The sequence below is a fragment of the Pseudomonas sp. CYM-20-01 genome (genome assembly GCF_023169845.1).
GTDB classification, from domain to species: domain Bacteria; phylum Pseudomonadota; class Gammaproteobacteria; order Pseudomonadales; family Pseudomonadaceae; genus Aquipseudomonas; species Aquipseudomonas azotoformans.
Map to the genome: position 1 here is coordinate 1,595,854 of NZ_AP025169.1, position 20,432 is coordinate 1,616,285.

General features: G+C 59.9%; 21 protein-coding genes. 9 read left to right on the forward strand and 12 right to left on the reverse strand.

The genetic code is table 11. From position 1 onward, the window contains the following. The first annotated feature begins 60 nt into the window (after window positions 1-60). Both recA and recX read left to right on the forward strand, forming a co-directional pair. Window positions 61-1,119, forward strand: coding sequence for a recombinase RecA (recA, locus tag M2497_RS07040; protein WP_003189042.1), 1,059 nt, complete (start codon window positions 61-63; stop codon window positions 1,117-1,119). 8 nt (window positions 1,120-1,127) lie between these two features. After that, window positions 1,128-1,595 (forward strand): recombination regulator RecX, encoded by a 468-nt coding sequence (recX, locus tag M2497_RS07045; RefSeq protein ID WP_248486559.1) that lies wholly within the window; start codon window positions 1,128-1,130, stop codon window positions 1,593-1,595. Between the two features lie 204 nt (window positions 1,596-1,799). Here recX and M2497_RS07050 read toward each other — a convergent pair whose 3' ends face one another. Beyond that, window positions 1,800-2,912: a TIGR00730 family Rossman fold protein gene (locus tag M2497_RS07050; RefSeq protein WP_248486561.1), complete on the reverse strand. Its 1,113-nt coding sequence runs from the start codon at window positions 2,910-2,912 to the stop codon at window positions 1,800-1,802. 290 nt (window positions 2,913-3,202) lie between these two features. Beyond that, window positions 3,203-3,643 (reverse strand): PA3611 family quorum-sensing-regulated virulence factor, encoded by a 441-nt coding sequence (locus tag M2497_RS07055; protein ID WP_058423758.1) that lies wholly within the window; start codon window positions 3,641-3,643, stop codon window positions 3,203-3,205. Window positions 3,644-3,822: 179 nt separating this feature from the next. On the opposite strand from M2497_RS07055, the gene M2497_RS07060 reads away from it, so the two are divergent. The 3 genes from M2497_RS07060 to M2497_RS07070 all read left to right on the forward strand — a co-directional run bounded on the left by M2497_RS07060 (window position 3,823) and on the right by M2497_RS07070 (window position 5,769). After that, complete coding sequence (locus M2497_RS07060; RefSeq protein ID WP_248486563.1) at window positions 3,823-4,542, forward strand: tRNA-uridine aminocarboxypropyltransferase; 720 nt, start codon at window positions 3,823-3,825, stop codon at window positions 4,540-4,542. A gap of 138 nt (window positions 4,543-4,680) precedes the next feature. Beyond that, window positions 4,681-5,331 carry a response regulator transcription factor ErdR gene (gene erdR / locus M2497_RS07065; RefSeq protein ID WP_003189050.1) on the forward strand — a complete coding sequence of 217 codons (651 nt, stop codon included), beginning with the start codon at window positions 4,681-4,683 and terminating at the stop codon, window positions 5,329-5,331. A gap of 75 nt (window positions 5,332-5,406) precedes the next feature. After that, window positions 5,407-5,769: a diacylglycerol kinase gene (locus M2497_RS07070; RefSeq protein ID WP_058423756.1), complete on the forward strand. Its 363-nt coding sequence runs from the start codon at window positions 5,407-5,409 to the stop codon at window positions 5,767-5,769. Window positions 5,770-5,772: 3 nt separating this feature from the next. Here the strand turns inward: M2497_RS07070 and M2497_RS07075 are convergent, their stop codons facing one another. After that, window positions 5,773-6,699, reverse strand: a complete 927-nt coding sequence (locus M2497_RS07075; RefSeq protein ID WP_010212678.1) for a LysR family transcriptional regulator — start codon at window positions 6,697-6,699, stop codon at window positions 5,773-5,775. 123 nt (window positions 6,700-6,822) lie between these two features. On the opposite strand from M2497_RS07075, the gene fpr reads away from it, so the two are divergent. Beyond that, window positions 6,823-7,602, forward strand: coding sequence for a ferredoxin-NADP reductase (fpr, locus tag M2497_RS07080; protein ID WP_003189055.1), 780 nt, complete (start codon window positions 6,823-6,825; stop codon window positions 7,600-7,602). A gap of 146 nt (window positions 7,603-7,748) precedes the next feature. Here fpr and tsaA read toward each other — a convergent pair whose 3' ends face one another. The 7 genes from tsaA to M2497_RS07115 form a co-directional block, all read right to left on the reverse strand. Further along, entirely contained in the window at window positions 7,749-8,444 is a 696-nt protein-coding gene (tsaA, locus tag M2497_RS07085; RefSeq protein WP_248486565.1) for a tRNA (N6-threonylcarbamoyladenosine(37)-N6)-methyltransferase TrmO, read from the reverse strand. A gap of 3 nt (window positions 8,445-8,447) precedes the next feature. Next, window positions 8,448-8,909, reverse strand: coding sequence for a DUF1456 family protein (locus M2497_RS07090; RefSeq protein ID WP_016977930.1), 462 nt, complete (start codon window positions 8,907-8,909; stop codon window positions 8,448-8,450). Between the two features lie 66 nt (window positions 8,910-8,975). Then, on the reverse strand, window positions 8,976-9,686 hold the full coding sequence (locus tag M2497_RS07095) for an rRNA pseudouridine synthase (protein WP_078047152.1): 711 nt from the start codon (window positions 9,684-9,686) through the stop codon (window positions 8,976-8,978). A gap of 71 nt (window positions 9,687-9,757) precedes the next feature. Beyond that, complete coding sequence (locus M2497_RS07100; protein ID WP_248486567.1) at window positions 9,758-10,231, reverse strand: GNAT family N-acetyltransferase; 474 nt, start codon at window positions 10,229-10,231, stop codon at window positions 9,758-9,760. Window positions 10,232-10,336: 105 nt separating this feature from the next. Continuing rightward, the gene (rimO, locus tag M2497_RS07105) at window positions 10,337-11,665 is read right to left on the reverse strand and encodes a 30S ribosomal protein S12 methylthiotransferase RimO (RefSeq protein ID WP_169855583.1); all 1,329 of its coding nucleotides are present in this window, start codon (window positions 11,663-11,665) and stop codon (window positions 10,337-10,339) included. Between the two features lie 193 nt (window positions 11,666-11,858). Continuing rightward, complete coding sequence (locus M2497_RS07110; RefSeq protein WP_248486569.1) at window positions 11,859-12,194, reverse strand: addiction module antidote protein; 336 nt, start codon at window positions 12,192-12,194, stop codon at window positions 11,859-11,861. Continuing rightward, window positions 12,191-12,514: a type II toxin-antitoxin system RelE/ParE family toxin gene (locus tag M2497_RS07115; RefSeq protein ID WP_248486571.1), complete on the reverse strand. Its 324-nt coding sequence runs from the start codon at window positions 12,512-12,514 to the stop codon at window positions 12,191-12,193. Before M2497_RS07115 ends, M2497_RS07110 begins: the two co-directional genes overlap by 4 nt. Window positions 12,515-12,928: 414 nt before the next feature. Here M2497_RS07115 and M2497_RS07120 point away from each other — a divergent pair, with 414 nt between their 5' ends. The 3 genes from M2497_RS07120 (at window position 12,929) to M2497_RS07130 (ending at window position 16,520) form a co-directional block, all read left to right on the forward strand. Continuing rightward, complete coding sequence (locus M2497_RS07120) at window positions 12,929-14,830, forward strand: potassium transporter Kup (protein WP_058423752.1); 1,902 nt, start codon at window positions 12,929-12,931, stop codon at window positions 14,828-14,830. Window positions 14,831-14,957: 127 nt separating this feature from the next. After that, window positions 14,958-16,064 (forward strand): NADH:flavin oxidoreductase/NADH oxidase, encoded by a 1,107-nt coding sequence (locus M2497_RS07125; RefSeq protein ID WP_248486573.1) that lies wholly within the window; start codon window positions 14,958-14,960, stop codon window positions 16,062-16,064. A 270-nt stretch (window positions 16,065-16,334) separates the two neighbouring features. Then, window positions 16,335-16,520: a hypothetical protein gene (locus M2497_RS07130; RefSeq protein ID WP_179030306.1), complete on the forward strand. Its 186-nt coding sequence runs from the start codon at window positions 16,335-16,337 to the stop codon at window positions 16,518-16,520. A 44-nt stretch (window positions 16,521-16,564) separates the two neighbouring features. On the opposite strand, the gene M2497_RS07135 is transcribed toward M2497_RS07130, so the two are convergent. Both M2497_RS07135 and M2497_RS07140 read right to left on the reverse strand, forming a co-directional pair. Next, complete coding sequence (locus tag M2497_RS07135; RefSeq protein WP_179030305.1) at window positions 16,565-18,190, reverse strand: glucan biosynthesis protein D; 1,626 nt, start codon at window positions 18,188-18,190, stop codon at window positions 16,565-16,567. Window positions 18,191-18,527: 337 nt separating this feature from the next. Next, a complete protein-coding gene (locus tag M2497_RS07140) occupies window positions 18,528-20,390 on the reverse strand; it encodes an FAD/NAD(P)-binding protein (protein ID WP_248486574.1) in 1,863 nt (620 codons plus the stop codon). Between the last annotated feature and the right edge of the window lie 42 nt (window positions 20,391-20,432).

Genomic DNA, 20,432 nt, shown 5'->3' on the forward strand with positions numbered 1-20,432 from the left:
ATACTGTCTACTTATACAGGTGTTGGCCGACCAGGCCTTATTGATTACGTGAGGACTTTAATGGACGACAACAAGAAGAAAGCCTTGGCTGCGGCCCTGGGTCAGATCGAACGTCAATTCGGCAAGGGTGCCGTAATGCGTATGGGCGATCACGACCGTCAGGCGATCCCGGCTATTTCCACTGGCTCTCTGGGTCTGGACATCGCACTCGGCATTGGCGGCCTGCCAAAAGGCCGTATCGTTGAAATCTACGGTCCTGAATCTTCCGGTAAAACCACCCTGACCCTGTCGGTGATTGCCCAGGCGCAGAAAATGGGCGCCACCTGCGCGTTCGTCGATGCCGAGCACGCCCTGGACCCTGAATACGCCGGCAAGCTGGGCGTCAACGTCGACGACCTGCTGGTCTCCCAGCCGGACACCGGTGAGCAGGCCCTGGAAATCACCGACATGCTGGTGCGCTCCAACGCCATCGACGTGATCGTGGTCGACTCCGTGGCAGCCCTGGTCCCCAAGGCTGAAATCGAAGGCGAGATGGGTGACATGCACGTGGGCCTGCAAGCCCGTCTGATGTCCCAGGCGCTGCGTAAAATCACCGGTAACATCAAGAACGCCAACTGCCTGGTGATCTTCATCAACCAGATCCGCATGAAGATCGGCGTGATGTTCGGCAGCCCGGAAACCACCACCGGTGGTAATGCGCTGAAGTTCTACGCTTCGGTCCGTCTGGATATCCGCCGTACCGGCGCGGTGAAAGAAGGTGACGAGGTTGTTGGTAGCGAAACCCGCGTCAAAGTCGTGAAGAACAAAGTGGCCCCGCCTTTCCGTCAGGCCGAGTTCCAGATTCTCTACGGCAAGGGTATCTACCTGAATGGCGAGATGATCGACCTGGGCGTGCTGCACGGTTTCGTCGAGAAATCCGGTGCCTGGTATGCCTACAACGGCAGCAAGATCGGCCAAGGCAAGGCCAACTCGGCCAAGTTCCTGGCGGATAACCCGGACATCGCCGCCACGCTTGAAAAGCAGATTCGCGACAAGTTGCTGACTGCAGCGCCAGACGTGAAAGCTGCCGCCAACCGCGAGCCGGTTGAAGAAGTGGAAGAAGCTGACACTGACATCTGAAGCAAACGATGACTGTTGTACTGGATACACTCGTCGCCGTTCGGCGCACCGCAATGGACCTGCTCGCTCGCCGCGAGCATGGTCGAGTCGAGCTGACGCGTAAACTGCGTCAGCGCGGTGCGGAGTCCGAGATGATCGAAACCGCCCTCGACCGCTTGACGGAAGAGGGGCTGCTTTCCGAATCCCGTTACCTTGAAAGTTTTGTCTCCTACCGGGCGCGTTCTGGTTACGGCCCGGCACGCATTCGTGAAGAACTGAGCCAGCGTGGCCTGCAACGAGCTGATATCGACCTTGCATTACGTGAGTGCGGCATCAGTTGGCAGGCGCAGTTGGAAGACACCTGGCGACGCAAGTTTTCTGGCCATCTTCCCATTGATGCCAAGGAGCGTGCGAAACAGGGGCGTTTCCTGAGCTATCGCGGGTTTTCGATGGAGATGATCAGCCGCTTATTGAGCGGTCGGGATATGGACGACTAAACACCTTGCTGTGCTGGCCGCATTGGCGAACAGACTTTCTATGGCGAACGGATTTGCTGTGGTGACTGGGCTTGTTGTGGTGAGCGGGCTTGCCCCGCGTTGGGCTGCGCAGCAGCCCCAAACCCCTCCCCTCCGCTGCACCCGAAACACCACCAAAAAGACCCACTATGAAAATAGTGGGTCTTTTTTTTTGCCCTCAAAAAATCACGCCGGCTCCGGCGCTACCCGCTGCTGCGCCTTCCCCTGAGCCTGCGCCCAGTTCTCCGGCAGGTTGATGTAATCCACCAACTCCCGTAGCCGGCCCTGATCGCGACCATTGAAGTTGAACACCAGCCGCGTCAAATGGCTGAACCGTGGCTCATCATGTTCCTCGCCGGTGTACGCGAGCTGTTGAAACTCTCCGCTCAACCGCAGGCTGGAAAATTCAGTCTGCAAATGGGCCAATGCCCCATCGCTGAGCGGGTGATGCATGCGCACCACAAACTCACGCTTCAACCAGCGGGTGGAGTGGAAGTTAGCATAAAACTGGTTGATCTCTTCCACCGCCTCTTCGGCGCTGTACACCAGGCGTATCAGCTTGAGATCGGTAGGCAGGATGTAGCGATTGGCTTCAAGCTGGTTGCGGATAAAATCCAGGGCGCCTTGCCAGAACCCGCCGCCTGGCGCGTCCAGTAACACCACCGGCACCAATGGGCTCTTGCCTGTCTGGATCAGGGTCAGTACTTCCAGTGCTTCATCCAGGGTGCCGAAACCGCCTGGGCACAGTACCAGCGCATCGGCTTCCTTGACGAAGAACAGCTTGCGGGTAAAGAAGAAGTGGAAGGACAGCAGGTTCTCGGTGCCATCAATGGTCGGGTTGGCGTGCTGTTCAAACGGCAGGGTGATATTGAACCCCAGGCTGTGTTCCAGGCCCGCGCCTTCGTGGGCGGCCGCCATGATGCCGCCGCCACCGCCGGTGATCACCATCAAATCAGAACGTGCCAGTGCAGCGCCGACTTCGCGGGCCAGGGCGTACAGCGGGCTTTCCACCGGAGTGCGCGCTGAGCCGAATACCGTTACTTTGCGGCGGCCCTTGAACTGTTCGAGCACGCGGAAGGCATTGTCCAGTTCACGGATGGCTTGCAGGGTGATCTTGGCGTTCCAGCGATTGCGGTCGTCCTGGGCCATGCGCAGCACGGTGAGGATCATGTCGCGATACAGGGGAATATTCGGGCTGTTGGGAGCGATCAGCTGGAGTTGGGCGTCGACCTGCTGCGTAAGGTCAGCACCGTTTTCTTCAAAGTGCCGAAGCAGGCGGTCATTCGGTTCGTAAGGCATTCAACTTCTCCTTATTGCAGGGCCCGGGTGGCCGACGAGCCGTTCGCCGGAGGCTACGACACTGCATGTGTCGTTGCTTGCCGCAGGGGGCAACCTTCTTTTGCCCTGAAAATGTTACAGAACAGCATGAAAACTGCTGTGAATGAATGGTCGGGATGACTTGATCATGGGCCGCAAAACCCTTGGCTGGCAACCGCTTATTGGTCACTCATCAGGGAGTTTAGCTGTTGGAAGGAAGTTGAAGCGGGGGAGTGCGCGCCACCGGGCGGCAGCGCGCGAAGGTCACGCTGTTACTTTTTCTTTTTTGCCGCAGCCGGTGCCGGGCAATCCGCTTCGATGAACTTCACCGAGGCCACAGGACGGTTGGTCTTGTTCTCGGTGATTTCGTAGCGCATCACTGCGCCCTTGGCCATCAGCTCGCGGTAGCCCTTGTTCAGGCACACGCTCTGGCCCAGCTGGAAATACACCGCCTTGGGGTTGGCGCGCATCTGTTCGGCGCGGTCAGGCAGGACGCTCAGGTGATCGATCAGTTGCATGCCTTCCACGGTGTAGGCCACTTCCAGGGTCTTTTCGTCGATTTCCCGGGGCAGGTCCTTATTACTTTCGGCCGCGACGCTTTGCAGCTTCCGGTTCATTTGGGCCTCCAGCAGCGAGGCCGCCTGGGCGCACACGGGCAATACCAGCGCGAGGGCGACGGATGGGGCGACAAAACGCAGCATGGAACGCAGCATGAAACTCTCCTGATTCGGTTACTGGTGCATAGACCAGCCACTGCGCTGTGCGTTCAGTGGCGCGCAATTATAGGTGAGCCCTTGCCACTACAGCCAGGCGTATCGCTGGTAAACTGCGGCCACTTCCGCCTTCCACGAGTTTTCACCGTGTCGATTTACCCGTCCCAACGGCATAGCCGATGAGCCACGCCGTTTCCCGCCTGCGCACCCAGCGCCTGGCCCGTGCCGTGCGGCCGTTCCTCAATCGTGGCTCGCGCGCCGAGCGCTGCCCCGGCTGCCGTGTCATCCCCGAATACTGCCTATGCGCCTGGCGACCCAAGGTCGAAGCGCGCTCCGCCATGTGCCTGCTGATGCATGACGTTGAGCCGATGAAGCCCAGCAACACTGGTTGGCTGATTGCAGATGTTATCGACGACACCACGGCGTTTGCATGGTCGCGCACCGAAGTCGATCCCGAACTGCTCACCTTGCTGGCTGATCCGCAGTGGCAACCCTATATCGTGTTCCCCGGCGAATTCGTCGTGCCCGAGCGCGTCGTCAGTGAAGTCAAGGTGGAGGAGGGCAAGCGCCCGCTGTTCATCCTGCTGGATGGCACTTGGAGTGAAGCGCGCAAGATGTTCCGCAAAAGCCCCTACCTGGAACATTTGCCGGTGCTCAGCCTGGCGCCGGAACAGCTGTCACGCTACAAACTGCGCCGTTCAAAGCGTGATGACCACTTCTGCACCGCTGAAGTCGCCGCCCTGTGTCTGGAACTGGCCGATGATCCAGTCGCCAGTGAAGTCCTGGACGCCTACCTGGATGTCTTCAGCACCCATTACCTGGCCGCCAAGTTCCAGATGCCGCTGGATCCGACGGACACTGTGCATACGCGCCTTGCGCCCTATATTCCGACGGCGTAACCAGACGACGTTTGCATGATGGCACCACGCACCCGCAACCCGCTAAAATGCCCACGGGCGTAGTGCTTGACCCTCCAGGCTACGCTGGGCATGCTGGGCGCCGATCAGGGCCCCCCTAAAAACAGGATCATTTAAACAATGGCCACATACGAAATCCTGATAGCCGATGACCACCCGCTGTTTCGCAGTGCGTTGCATCAGGCCGTGACCCTTGGCCTTGGCCCGGACGTGCGCCTGGTTGAAGTGGCCAGCATTGCTGAATTGGAAGCCCGCCTCACCGAAAAATCCGACTGGGACCTGGTGCTGCTCGACCTGAACATGCCGGGCGCCTACGGTTTCTCCGGGCTGGTGCTGTTGCGCGGTCAATACCCGCAGATCCCCGTGGTGATGGTCTCGGCCCAGGAAGAGGCCGACGTGGTGGTGCGCTCCAAGGAGTTCGGCGCCAGTGGTTTCATTCCCAAGTCCAGTGCGATGGAAGATATCCAGAAAGCCGTGCGCACTGTGCTGGATGGCGACGTGTCCTGGCCGCCGCAGGCTTTTGAAGAAATCAACGTGTCCGACGAAGCCAAGGCTGCCCGTGATGGCCTTGCCAGCCTGACGCCCCAGCAGTTCCGGGTGCTCACCATGGTCTGCGAAGGCCTGTTGAACAAGCAGATAGCCTATGAGCTGAGTGTGTCGGAAGCGACGATCAAAGCCCATGTGACGGCGATCTTCCGCAAGCTGGGCGTACGCACACGCACCCAGGCGGCGCTGCTCTTGCAACAACTTGAGTCAATTTCGCAGCACTAACGTGTTTCCGATTCACGCTTTTTTGACTTTGCGTGATCTAGTTTTCCCACTTCTTTGGTTCAGTTGCCTACATCTATGTCGCCTTTCAAGGGTCAAACCGGTATCAAACGTATCTTCAATGCTGGGGGATATTCCCTGGATGGTCTGCGCGCGGCGTTTACCGGCGAGGCGGCCTTCCGCCAGTTGGTGTTGCTCAACGTGATCCTGATCCCGGTGAGCTTCTTTCTGAATGTCAGCCGGGTCGAGCGCGCGTTGCTTATCGCCGTATGTTTACTGGCGTTGATCGTCGAGTTGCTCAACTCAGCGGTAGAGGCTGCGATCGACCGCATCTCCCTCGACCGCCACCCGCTGTCGAAAAACGCCAAGGACATGGGCAGCGCCGCGCAATTCGTGGCGCTGACCATGATCACCCTGGTGTGGGCCGTGATCCTGATCTAAGCCTCAGGCAATACTTGGCAACACGATCTCGTCGCTGCGCTGCACCCCGGCGGTGAAGGCGCGGCACAGTTCGAGGAATTCGCGCATCGCCGAGGTCTGGTACTTCTGTTTATGCCAGATGAAGTAGAACTGCCGAGCCAGGTCCAGGTCCGGGGTTTCCACCGGCACCAGGCTGCCGCGGCGGAACGCGTCGCGCAGCGCCAGTCGCGAAATGCAGCCAATCCCCAGTCCCGATTCCACCGCACGCTTGATCGCCTCGGTGTGTTCCAGCTCCAGGCGGATATTCAGCGCGCTACGGTGATGGCGCATGGCTTGGTCGAAGGTCAGGCGCGTGCCCGAGCCTTGCTCCCGCAGGATCCAGGCCTCGTGGGTCAACTCATCCATGCTCGCCACGCCACGCTTGGCCAGATGATGCTGCGGCGCGCAAAACACCACCAGTTCATCTTCCACCCAGGTCTGCACCTCGATATCCGGGTGGCTGCAGTCGCCTTCGATTAGACCCAGGTCAATTTCGTAATGCGCAACCTGGTGCACGATATGTGCAGTGTTCTGCACATGCAGTTTCACCTGGCTCTCGGGGTGCTGTTGCATGAAGCTGCCGATCAGCAGGGTGGCCAGGTAGTTGCCGATGGTCAGTGTGGCGCCGACCGCCAGGGAGCCGAAGCCGGACTTGCCGTTGAGCAGGTCTTCGATCTCCTTGGCCTGGTCCAGCAGCGCTACCGCCTGGGGCAACAGTTGATGACCGAGCGCGTTGAGGCTCAGGCGTTTGCCCGCGCGGTCGAACAATTGGCAGCTGGATTGACGCTCCAGCTCGGTGATCGAGGTGCTGGCGGCGGATTGAGATAAGGCCAGAAGGCCAGCAGCGCGGGAGACGCTTTCCTGCTGGGCGACGGCGACGAAGACTTGCAGTTGACGGAGAGTAAATCGCATATCGATATAACCGATAACCCTTATCTTAATAATCCAGTTAACAGATATTGTCGCCGCCATTAGAATGCTGTGCAATTGCGCAACTACATTTGGCGCAGACCCATTTCCAGGAGTCCCCCGTACATGAGCAACATGAACCACGAGCGTGTCCTCAGTGTTCATCACTGGAACGACACTCTGTTCAGCTTCAAGTGCACCCGCGATCCGGGCCTGCGCTTCGAGAACGGTCAGTTCGTGATGATCGGCCTGCAACAACCCAACGGCCGCCCGCTCATGCGCGCTTACTCCATTGCCAGCCCGAACTGGGAAGAGCATCTGGAGTTCTTCAGCATCAAGGTGCCCGATGGCCCGCTGACTTCCCAATTGCAGCACTTGAAGGAAGGCGACGAGATCATCATCAGCAAAAAGCCGACAGGCACCCTGGTGCTTGACGATTTGAAGCCGGGCAAACACCTTTACCTGCTCAGCACCGGTACTGGCCTTGCTCCGTTCATGAGTGTGATCCAGGACCCGGAAACCTACGAGCGTTTCGAAAAGGTGATCCTGTGCCACGGCGTGCGTTACGTCAACGAAGTCGCCTACCGTGAATTCATCACCGAGCACCTGCCGCAGAACGAATTTTTCGGCGAGGCCCTGCGTGACAAGCTGATCTACTACCCGACCGTGACCCGCGAGCCGTTCGAAAACGAAGGTCGCCTGACCGACCTGATGCGCAGCGGCAAGCTGTTCAGCGACATCGGCCTGCCGCCGATCAATCCTGAAGACGACCGCGCCATGCTGTGCGGCAGCCCAAGCATGTTGGATGAAACCAGCGAAGTGCTGAACAGCTTCGGCCTGAAGGTTTCGCCACGTATGCGTGAGCCGGGTGATTACCTGATCGAGCGCGCATTCGTCGAGAAGTAAGAAAGTCAGGCAATATGCTGACTGGGCCACACAGAACATCCAAATGTGGGAGGGGGCTTGCCCCCGATGAGTGCGTGTCAGTTGATACATCTGTAGCTGACACACCGCTATCGGGGGCAAGTCCCCTCCCACATTGGGTTTTCGGTTTATCCAGCCGGTAGCACTTCCAACACACAAATCACCCCCGCCTCTGGATAGTGCCAACGCACATCCACATCCCAGAACTGCGCCCCGTATTCCCGCTCCGGCCCCGGCACCTGATACGCCGGCCGTGGATCCTGCGCCAGGCACTGATCAATCAGTTCAACCAGCGGCTCGCCAAGGCGCTGAGCATGCTCTTGTGCCTGTTGCAGCGCAGTCTTCAGCCACTGCACGGGGATCAGCTGCGGCGCTGTGCTGGCGATGCTGTTGGTGGCTGTGTCGACAATGTCGGCATACGGCACATACGGCTTGATATCCAGGATAGGCGTGCCATCCAGCAAGTCTATCCCCGAGACCCACAGGCGCCCCGGTTCCACCTTGTCCAGCTTGACTACTGACTGGCCGATTCCGTTGGGGCGATGGGTCGCACGGGTGGCAAACACGCCCATGGATGTATTGCCGCCCAGGCGCGGCGGGCGCACTTTCAGGCGCGGCTTGTCTTCCAGTGCCTGGTGAAACAGGAACAGCAACCACACATGGCTGACCTGCTCCAGGCCTTGCACCGCTTCACCTCCATCGAACGGCGCCACCAGCTCCAGCACGCCACGGGCGGCCGGCGCCAACTGCGGTTGGCGCGGGATGGCGAACTTCTCCTTGAAGCAGGAGCGTACGAAACCGACGGGTGAGACCTGGTAACTCATGGCTTACGCACGAACCCGCAGGGTCAGGCCCTTGAGGAAATTACGCAGCAACTGGTCGCCGCACGGACGGTAGTTGGTGTGGCCGAACTTGCGAAACAGCGCGCTCAGCTCCGGCTTGGACACCGGGAACTCGGCGGCCTTGAGGATGGCGTGCATGTCGTCTTCCTTCAGCTCGAAGGCCACGCGCAGTTTCTTGAGGATGATGTTGTTGGTCACCGGCGTTTCGATCGGCTGCGGCGGACGGCTTTCGTCCTTGCCGCGCTTGAAGATCACCAGGCCATCGAGGAAATGCGCCATGACGTCGTCCGGGCAGAACACGAAGCCTTCTTCCTCGTCCTTCTTGAGGTAGGTGAGCAGGTCGTCCTTGGTCACGTCCATGCCGCCGAGCTTGATGATCTCGACCATCTTGTTGTCGCTGATGTCGAGCATGTAGCGCACGCTGCGCAGTACGTCGTTGTGAATCATGGTGGGCAATCCTGGTATTCAACTGAGGACACCGCCAGTCAGGCGGTGTCGGAAAAGGGCGGCGGCTTAGAACTTCTCTTTGCCGCTCAGGTAACGCCACTGGCCGACCGGCACTTTGCCGATGGACACGCCACCGATGCGTATACGGCGAATGGCGATGACTTTGAGGCCAACCGCTTCACAGAACAGCGCGATCACGCCTGGCTGCGGGTTTTTCATCGCAAAACGCAGGCGGTTTTCGTTCTGCCAGCTGGCTTTGACCGCAGGCAGCTCTTTGCCTTTGTAGGTCAGGCCGTGGTTCAGGCGGTTGAGGCCGTGGGCAACCATATCGCCTTCGACCTCCACCACGTATTCCTGCTCGATCTTGGCCGCATCGGCGGTCAACTTGCGCAGGATCTTCCAGTCCTGGGTGAACACCAGCAGGCCGCTGGCCTTGGCTTGCAGGTCGGCGCTGGCGGTCAGGCGCAGGAAGTGCCCCTTGAGCGGGCGCTTGCCGAAGCGATGTTCTTCCGAGAGTGTTTCGGCGCTGATCGACGCCATGGCCGTTTCGGCATCCACGCCGGCCGGGGCGTGCAGCAGGATGGTCACCGGTTCGGGCGCGGTGGCCTTGGCCTCCGGGTCGAGTTCGACTTTCTGGGTGGTGACCTTGAACTGCGGTTCGTCGATCACTTCACCGTCCACCGAGACCCAGCCGCCTTCGATGAACAGCTCAGCCTCCCGACGGGAGCAACCGACCAGTTCGATAAGGCGTTTGGAGAGGCGTATGGGGTCAGTCATGACAAGGGCCGTAACAAAAGGGGGCGGCTATTGTACCTGTGTGGGCGCGGTTAATCCCGGCTCCATTTCATTTAGCCTTGGCGGGTATGTTGTTGTATCTGGCGCAAACGCATATGCAGTAACGGATAAGGCTGGCCGAGCCCATCATGCTCCGTGCGTCCGATCACCTCAAAGCCTTGTTTGAAGTAGAAGCCCAGCGCCTGGTGGTTCTGTTCGTTGACGTCCAGCGCTTCGGCGTTCAAGTGCTCGATTGCATACCGCAGCAATTGCCGGCCAAGGCCACCACCCCGGTGCTGTGGGTCGATAAACAGCATCTCGACCTTGCCGGCCGCTACCCCGGCAAACCCAGTGATGCATTGGCGGGCGTCCTTGGTGCAGATCAGCATCACGGCATCCAGGTAGCGGGACAGCACCAGGTTTTTCAACAACTCGATGTAAGTGTCTGGCAGAAAGTCATGGGTGGCGCGTACCGAGGCCTCCCAGATCCGCGCCAACTCGGGGTAGTCGCTGGTTTTAGGTGTGTGGATAACCGAATGCTGACGCATGCCCGCTGCCCCTTGCCGATGTTCGGCGCTGATGGGCAAAACGATAGACCTAAAAAAGCCCCGCATCTTGTCCAGAAGCAGGGCTTTTTGAATTTTTTACGCCGATCAGTCGCGCTTTTCAGCCCACAGGTCGTATTCATCGGCATCGGTCACGGTGCACCAGACCTTGTCGCCTGGTTTCAAACCGCTGGCATCGTCGATGAACACGTTACCGTCGATCTCCGGCGCATCGAAGAAGCAGCGGCCAACGGCGCCTTGCTCGTCGACTTCGTCGATCAGCACTTCGATCTCCTTGCCGATACGCAGTTGCAGGCGCGCCGAGCTGATGGCCTGTTGGTGCGCCATGAAACGCTCCCAACGGTCCTGCTTGACGTCGTCTGGCACCACGGCCAGGTCCAGCAGGTTGGCGGGGGCGCCTTCCACCGGCGAATACTGGAAGCAGCCGACGCGGTCCAGTTGGGCTTCGGTCAGCCAGTCCAGCAGGTACTGGAAATCTTCTTCGGTTTCGCCGGGGAAGCCGACGATGAAGGTCGAGCGGATGATCAGCTCCGGGCAGATCTCGCGCCAATTCTTGATGCGCGCCAGGGTCTTGTCTTCGAAGGCCGGGCGTTTCATGGCCTTGAGCACTTTCGGGCTGGCGTGCTGGAACGGGATGTCCAGGTACGGCAGGATCTTGCCTGCGGCCATCAGCGGGATCAGCTCGTCCACGTGCGGGTACGGGTAGACATAGTGCAGACGCACCCACACACCCAGGCTGCTCAAGGCTTCGCAGAGTTCGGTCATGCGGGTTTTCACCGGTGCGCCGTTCCAGAAACCGGTGCGGTATTTCACGTCGACGCCGTAGGCGCTGGTGTCCTGGGAGATCACCAGCAGCTCTTTGACGCCGGACTTGACCAGGCGTTGGGCTTCGTCGAGTACGTCACCGACCGGACGGCTGACCAACTTGCCGCGCATCGACGGGATGATGCAGAAGCTGCAGCTGTGGTTGCAGCCTTCGGAAATCTTCAGGTACGCGTAGTGGCGCGGGGTCAGCTTGATGCCTTGCGGCGGCACCAGGTCGATCAGCGGGTTGTGGTCCTGGCGCGGTGGCACCACCTCGTGCACGGCGTTGACCACCTGCTCGTACTGCTGCGGGCCGGTCACCGCCAGCACGCTCGGGTGCACGTTGCGGATATTGCCTTCTTCCACACCCATGCAGCCGGTCACGATGACCTTGCCGTTTTCCTTGATGGCCTCGCCGATCACTTCCAGGGACTCAGCCTTGGCCGAGTCGATGAAGCCGCAGGTGTTGACCACCACCACGTCAGCGTCCTGGTAGGTGGACACAACGTCGTAGCCTTCCATACGCAGTTGCGTGAGGATGCGCTCGGAGTCGACCAGAGCCTTCGGGCAACCCAGGGAAACAAAGCCAACCTTGGGGTTGGCTTTTGCGATGGTGGTGGACATGTCTAACCTCGGTATTGAATGACGCCGCCCGTCGGGCACGACAGGGCTGCGGACGGGCGCTTGGTGCGCCTCTGATCAAAAAGTGCGCAATTCTAGCGATGGGCAGCGCACTTGACCAGCTTTATGCAGGGAAATGCGACGAGTGCTGTTTTGGGCCATTCAAGCGGTCCTTACTCTACCTTTAGGCTCGGAGGTCCTGCTCTGTACGGTGCGCTACAACTTTAGACATGCCTACACCTAAAGCCTGAAGTACTTTCAGGAGGGTGGAGAGCTTAGGGTCGCCGCCGACGGCGATGGATCGGTAGAGATTGGCTCTATTGAGCCCCGTGTTCTGCGACAAACTGAGCATTCCGCCACGAGCTTCCGCCACTCGACGGATAGCAACGAGGAAGGCGTCCTCACCACCCGCTTCATCGATTTCCTCAAGCGCGACAGATAGATACTCGAGCGCAAACGCTTCGTCGTCGCGGAGCATTTCAAGAACGCTGTCTTCGTGAGAGCGCGTACGAATGGTCATTTTTGCTGCACCTTGTAAGATTTCCAGAGAGCTTTGGCCTGATCGATGTCGTTCTGCTGCCTGGCCTTTGAGCCACCGCCCAACAGGAAAATAATTTTCCGATCCTGGATTGCGTAATACACGCGAAAACCAGGCCTGAAGTCTAGCTTCATCTCAAAGACCCCTTCACCCACAGGTTCGTTAGCGCCAAAGTGACCGAGGGACGCTCGATCTACTCTGGTGGTGATTCTTGCTTTTGAACGTGTGTCCTGCACGGTGTCTAGCCAGGCTTGGTATATATCCACGCCGTTGACTGAGAGTACGTGTTTCACTTCGTACATGAGGACTGTACCTTAAAAGATACAGGGTGATGATTGAGTTTCTGTATCGAATGGGCGCGCCAACAAGCAGAGGCAAGATTTATTGCTCAGGTGGGCCGGCCAAGGAGCTCTCGATTACGCCGTCGATGCGGCACTGCGGAGGCGGGCCGAATATACGGTTGAGCGTAGATGTGATCAATGCAGGCAAAAAGGCTCCAAAGTGCCTTGCCCTCTATGAGCGGTTGCACAAAACCCCACCCAAATCACTTGAACAGCGAAATGCGACGAGTGCTGCGCTATGCTTCGCGCCGTTGTGCGTAGGTAAAACCCTAAGGTCAACAAAACGTCTGTTACGAGAAGTAAAACGGCGCATGCTAGGGTCAGCTTAGACGCGTTGTTAATAAAAGACCGCAGGTCAAAGGGCAGGAGTGGTTGATGGGTCACGCGAGTAGTCAGGCAGCAGGTGCCGAGCAGTCAAACGCCAAGCCGATTGGCATGCTGGTGGCAGCGGTCGGGGTGGTTTACGGCGATATCGGGACCAGCCCGCTGTACACCCTCAAAGAGGTGTTCAACGGCGGTTATGGGGTTCAGGTCAACCATGATGGCGTGCTGGGGATCCTGGCGCTGATCTTCTGGTCGCTGATCTGGGTGGTCTCGATCAAATACATGCTGTTCGTGCTGCGCGCCGATAACCAGGGCGAGGGCGGCATCATGGCCCTTACGGCTCTGGCACGGCGGGCGGCGGGGGAGCGCAAGAAGCTGCGCAGTTTCCTCGTGGTGTGCGGCCTGTGTGGCGCGGCGCTGTTCTATGGCGACAGCATGATCACCCCGGCGATTTCCGTATTGTCCGCGGTGGAGGGCCTGGAACTGGCGTTCGATGGCCTGGAGAAATGGGTCGTGCCCATCGCCCTGGTGGTGCTGGTGGCGCTGTTCCTGATCCAGAAGCACGGCACCGATCATATCGGCAAGCTGTTCGGGCCGGTGATGGTGACCTGGTTTCTGGTGCTCGGCGGATTGGGAGTGTATGGCATCACCCTGCACCCTGAAGTACTCAGTGCCATGAACCCGATGTGGGCCATACGCTTCTTCGAGGCTCACCCCGGCATTGGCGTAGCCATCCTCGGCGCGGTGGTGCTGGCACTGACCGGCGCCGAAGCGCTGTATGCCGACATGGGCCACTTCGGGCGCAAACCTATTGCCCGGGCGTGGTTCATGCTGGTGCTGCCGGCGTTGGTGCTCAATTATTTCGGTCAGGGCGCCATGCTGCTGGGTGATCCGGAAGCCGCGCGCAACCCGTTCTACCTGCTGGCCCCGAGCTGGGCGCTGATCCCGCTGGTGGTGTTGTCCACCCTGGCCACGGTGATCGCGTCCCAGGCGGTGATTTCCGGTGCGTTCTCGTTGACGCGCCAGGCGATCCAGCTGGGTTACATCCCGCGTATGCATATCCAACACACCTCCAGCGCCGAACAGGGCCAGATCTACATCGGTGCGGTGAACTGGTCGCTGATGGTCGGTGTGATCCTGCTGGTGCTCGGCTTCGAATCCTCCAACGCACTGGCATCGGCCTACGGCGTGGCGGTGACCGGCACTATGCTGATGACCACTATCCTGGTGTCGGCGGTGATGCTGCTGCTGTGGAAATGGCCACCGATCCTGGCCGTGCCGGTCCTGGTCTGCTGCCTGTTGGTCGACGGGCTGTATTTTGCCGCCAACGTGCCGAAGATCATCCAGGGCGGCGCTTTCCCGGTGCTGGCGGGGATTGTGCTGTTCGTGCTGATGACCACCTGGAAGCGCGGCAAACAACTGCTGGTGGAGCGCCTCGACGAAGGCGGCCTGCCGTTGCCGATCTTTATCGGCAGTATCCGCGTGCAGCCGCCCCATCGCGTGCAGGGTACCGCCGTGTTCCTCACCGCGCGCCCGGACGCCGTGCCCCACGCGCTGTTGCACAACTTGCTGCATAACCAGGTGTTGCATGAGCAAGTGGTGCTGCTGACGGTGGTCTACGAGGATATTCCCCGCGTACCGGCTGCACGGCGCTTCGAGGTGGACTCCTACGGCGAAGGCTTCTTCCGCGTTATCCTGCACTTTGGTTTTACCGATGAGCCGGACGTGCCCGAAGCGCTGAAGTTGTGTCACCTCGATGACCTGGATTTCAGCCCGATGCGTACCACCTACTTCCTCAGCCGCGAAACGGTGATCGCCTCGCGCATCAAGGGCATGGCCCGTTGGCGCGAAGGGTTGTTCGCCTTCATGTTGAAGAACGCCAACGGCAACCTGCGCTTCTTCAAGCTGCCGGTCAACCGCGTGATCGAGCTGGGCACCCAGGTCGAAATGTAAGCGGCAGTCACACGGGAGCCGGCAATCGGCTCCCGCTTTTCCTTCTGAACCCTGTGCAATCCAGCGTTGTCGACTAGGCTCTAAGCACCGTTTGAATAGTGCCCACAGAACCCAGAAGAGGTGCGCCATGAGTCAGCTGCTCGAACCCTATACCCTCCGTCAATTGACCCTGCTCAACCGCATCGCGGTTTCACCGATGTGCCAATACTCAAGCGACGACGGCCTGGCCAATGACTGGCACCTGGTGCACCTGGGCAGCCGTGCCGTCGGTGGCGCCGGGCTGATTTTCACCGAAGCCACCGCCGTGACCGCCGATGGCCGCATCACCGCCCAGGACCTTGGCCTGTGGAACGATGCCCAGATCGAACCGCTGCAACGCATCACGCGTTTCATTGCGGCCCAGGGCGCAGTGGCCGGCATTCAACTGGCCCACGCCGGGCGCAAGGCCAGCACCCACCGGCCGTGGATTGGCAAGCATGGCAGCGTCAAGCCCGAGGATGGCGGCTGGGTACCCGTGGGACCGTCACCGATTGCCTTCGACCCCCAGCACACCCAACCCAAGCAGTTGGACGAAGGGCAGATCCAGCAAGTGATTGCCGATTTTGTCGCCGCAGCCAAGCGCGCATTGACCGCCGGTTTCGAAGTGGTGGAAATCCACGCGGCCCATGGCTATCTACTGCATCAATTCCTGTCTCCGATCAGCAACCAACGCCAGGACCAGTACGGTGGCTCGTTTGAAAACCGCATCCGCCTGGTGCTGCAAGTGACCAAGGCAGTGCGTGAGGTCTGGCCCCAGGAGCTGCCGCTGTTTGTGCGGGTATCGGCCACCGACTGGGTGGAAGACGGCTGGAACCCGGATGAAACCGTGGAGTTGGCACGTCGCCTGAAAGACCTGGGAGTGGACCTGATCGACGTTTCGTCTGGTGGCACCGCCGCCAACGCCGAGATCCCCACCGGTCCTGGCTACCAGACCCGCTTCGCCGAGCGCGTGCGCAAGGAGTCGGGCATCGCCACCGGCACCGTGGGCATGATCACCGAGCCGGCCCAGGCCGAGCACATCCTGCGCACGTGCCAGGCGGATATCATCTTCCTTGCCCGTGAGCTGTTGCGCGACCCGTACTGGCCGTTGCACGCCGATGATGACCTGGGTGGGCGCAAGGCAATCTGGCCGGCGCAGTACCAGCGCGCAACCCATCGTGACCAGCCCATTCATGAATCAGATTTGAGAGATTGAGCCCTGACACGCTCCGCCGAAACCCACCCTCACCCGGTGGGTTTTTTTGCGTTCATAGCGTGGGATCACGCTGTAGGTATTTGTTACCGATGTAATTATTTAAGTGATTACTCTAAAAAAATCGCACGCTCGGCGAGATCGTTTCTACGCTTAGGGTAAGCCTGATTTCTGGCCCAGGAAGTCAGTCGGTTTTCCCACACAGACGTTGCGCTTTAGGGAGAAGGGTAATGGGCACCAGGAGTATTTGATGGATATCAGGAGAAGCAGTCCATGGCCAAGTCCTATGGTGTAGCGGGTGCGGTAGCGTCTTTTCTGACCCGCAGGGTGTCTTTGCGCGGGCGAAGGTTGAGCTCGGATGAAGAGGAGTTGCTGGCGCAGTACCGCGCACTGACCGAGAACGATCAGGTGGCGATGCGTTATTTGATTGGGGCGATGAAGAGTGTGTCGCGGTTCTGAAACGAGGAGGGGGCGTTCCCACGCAAGCGTGGGAACGCGGTGCATCAGGTGTACTTGCGCTGGTCCGGTGCCGGCGGGAAGTACTGGTACAGCCAGGTTTCGCTCAAGGTGCGGTCCTGGGTGCGAATGAACAGGCGCAGTTCCACCGGCTCCACGCTGTCGCTGGTCGGGTACCAGTCGAACAGGATGCGGTAGCCCTTGATGTTATCCAGTACCAGCACGCTGAAGTCCTTCACCTGGCCATGGGAACAGGTCACCACCGGCTCGATGCCGGTGCCTGGCGGCAGGCGATCCAGGCCGCCGCCCTTGAAGTCCACGGCAAAGCGGCGCGCCCAGACTTGCGGGTAGTGCTCACCCGGTGCCCAGCCTTCGGTGAAGCCACCCATGCCCGAGCGGGTTGCATCGACTTGCGCCAACGGCGTGCTCACCGGCGGCAGCGCGCTCCAGTACAACTTGTAGCCATAGTTGAGTGAATCGCCGGCGGCCACGGGTTTTTTCGGAGTCCAGAAGGCCACGATGTTATCGAGCGTCTCGCCGGTGGTAGGGATTTCCAGCAGGTCGATCGAGCCTTCGCCCCAGGCGGTGGTCGGTTCGACCCACAGGCTCGGGCGCTTGCTGTACCAGTCCACGGTGTCCTGGTAACTGGCGAACTCATGGTCGGTCTGCACCAGGCCGAAGCCTTTCGGGTCTTTATCGGCAAACGCGTTGAATTGCAGCTTGGCCGGATTGTTCAGCGGGCGGCAGATCCACTCGCCGTTGCCGCGCCACATGGCCAGGCGGTCTGAGTCGTGGATCTGCGGGTGGATGGTGTCGCACATGCGGCGCTCGTGGGTGCCGCAACTGAACATGCTGGTCATTGGCGCGATGCCCAGTTGTTCGATGGTGGTACGCGCATTGATATGCGCGTCGATGGCCATCACCACCTGGTTGGCCTGGCAGTCGATATCAAAGCGGTACGCGCCGGTGGCGCTGGGCGAGTCGAGCAGGGCGTAGACCACGAAGCGGGTTGCGTTCTTGTCCGGGGTTTCGAACCAGAACTGCGTGAAGTCGGGGAACTCCTCGCGTTTTTTCGCGTAGGTGTCGATGGCCAGGCCACGGGCGGAAAGGCCGTACTGGCCGGTGGAATCCACCGCACGGAAGTAGCTGGCACCGAGGAATGACAGCACGTCATGGCGGTCCAGCTCCGGTGCCTTGAATAGCTTGAAGCCGGAGAAGCCCAGGTCGCCGGTCAGCTGTTTGGTGTCGACCGTGGTTTTTTCGTAGTTGAACAGCGAAGGACGGAAATGCACCTCACGGGCTTCGCGGGTCTTGGGGTCGACGCTGTGCATGCGCACCGGCGTCTTGAAGCCCATGCCGACGTGGAAGAACTGCACGTCCAGTTGGCCGTTCAATTCCTTCCACAGCGAATGGTTGCCGTCGTAGCCGATGGCGTTGAAATTCTGCGGGGTCATGGTCGCCAGCGTGGGCGGCAGCACCTGTTTGGTGTCCTTGTAAGCGGTCCCGGCGAGTTGTTTGGCCTGGGCCTTGAGCGTGTCGAAGTCGAACGCCACGGCCTTGCCATCGGCAGCACGGTTCCCGGCCCAGGCCTGGGCGGCGAGCAGGCCGCTGGCCGACAAACCGGTGTAAGCCGCAATGGCCATGGACGCTTTGAGCAAATTCCTGCGGTGCATAGAGACAACCTGTCGTGAGCAAATCCCGCGCCGTTCCTGGCGCGTAGCGGATCAGAAATTACGGTTCGGACATGCCTTCGACCAAACGCAACGGACATTAAACAGACGCCGGATAGCTTAAGCGGTTCGATGACGTAGGAAAATTGATTGATAGCGGCACGATGGCATTGCATATGCGACAAGACATTTCCAATTCTGTGGCCAAAACACTACTTACGAAATATGAAGATCCAAATGTGGGAGGGGGCTTGCCCCCGATAGCGGTATGCCAGTCACTGAATACTGCGCAGGTCCAACTCAATCGGGGGCAAGCCCCCTCCCACATTTAGGCTGCATTTCAGGCGACTTCACCCACTGCTCTGAACGCCTCATCAATCGCCGCATGGGCATACGCACTCCACGCCGCGTCCGAGTTGGCGATGCTCACATGCCCCAGCGGCTTTTTCGCCAGCTTCATCCACGCTTCGGTTTCATCGGCATCATCGAACAAGCTGTTGGAGAAGCTCGCATAACCGTGTGACCAGCGGTTGACAGTGATCGCCAGAATATCGGTCTGATGGTTGAAACCACCCGGGCCAAGCATGCGTTGCAGCTGGTCACGCAACTGCGTTTCCAACTGTTCGAAGGTCTGGCCATACAACTTGCCACGCCCGGCGCGGGCCTGGTCGCGGGCGTTCATGCCGCTGTTGGGGCTGGTGGGCACGTAGACCATGTGCAAGCCGATCGGCTGCGTCGGGTCGCGCGGGTGGTCATAGCCGCCCATGCTTACCGGGTAGTCCAGTTTGATCCGGCTGTAGGGCTGGGTCGCCGCGTAAATCTCGTGCACGCCGAGCTTCTGGAACGACTGCCAATTGCGGATCACCACCTTGGTGTACACCAGCGGGTACTTCACGTTCTGGCTCAGGGCGTGAGCTTGCGGTGCCGGCAAATCTTTCAACAGATACGGAATCATCATGTTGTAGCAGGCCAGGATGCAGCGTTTGCCACGCACTTGTGCGAGTTGTCCTCCACGGCTGTAGCCGATATGCACGCCGTCGCCGACATTACGCACGCTGACCGCCGTGCTGTTCAGTCGCAGGCGTACGGCGGCCTTGGGCTGGTCGAGCTTGGCGTAGTCGAACGCCGCCAGCACGATATCGTCCATGGTGTGCCCTGGTGCCACGCCCGGGATCAGGCTGCGTACCAGCAAGCGCGCCACCGATGCATTGCCGTCCGGGAAGTGATAGATGTAGGGCTCTTCCATTTCAGCAGCGGCTTCTTCGCTGATCGGCGCCAGATTCATCCCGGCAAAACCTGGGAAACCCACGTTGTAGGCATCGGCCGACGCCACGGCATCAATGCTCAGCGCCATGAAGTCATTGGTGCGGCTCTGGAAGTACTTCACTGCGCCTTCCGACAGGCCTACGTTCTTCAGCAGGAAATCGCGGTAGCTGGTGGCTGCCAAATAGTCGGCCTTTTCTTTGGCGGTCTTACCTGGCAGGTAGTCTTTGGGCGCGGTGTGCAACTCGATCAAGGCCTGACGGTCTGCCGCCGGCAACGGGAAGTCATTGATGAAATCGCGGAGGGCTCGTGCGTTGAGTTGGTCGGGGGCGATGTCGTCGGCGACCATTGGCGTCGGGTCGCCGGTCACCAGCTTGTCTTCGCCGAAGTTTTCCTTGTCGAAAAACACCCCGCGCGACAGCCCGAGGCCAGGGTAGAACTGGCGGTCGAAGGCGGTTTCGAAGCGCTTGATGTTCACGCCGAGCTTTTTCAACAGCCCGTTCACTTCCTTGCTGTACAGGTGGTTGGGCGACTGGAACGCCTCGCTGCCACCGTAGCCGATGATCATGCGGCCACCGGCCTGGAATTCATTGCGCTTGGCGTGGCCGCCGAAGTCGTCGTGGTTTTCCAGGATAAGGATCTTCGCCTTGGGGTGCTTCTCGCGGTAGAACCACGCCGCCGACAGCCCACTCAGGCCGCCACCCACGACCACCAGGTCATAGTGCTCGGTGATCGGCAGCTTGTCGGTGTCGAACACCTTCTTTTCCCAGCCCATCTGGTGCGCCACTTCGAACGAACCGGCGTGGCTGCCGCGCAGGCCGGTCAGGGCAGGAGGGTAGTAACGACCGTCGGGGGCGGCTTGCAGGATTTGCAGTGGGGTCATGCCGGCGGCGATGGTGACAGCGACGCCGTTGAGGAAGTCGCGGCGGGTGATATCCATGGGGGATCCTGAACATTATTGTTATAGGTTCCCGGCATCCAG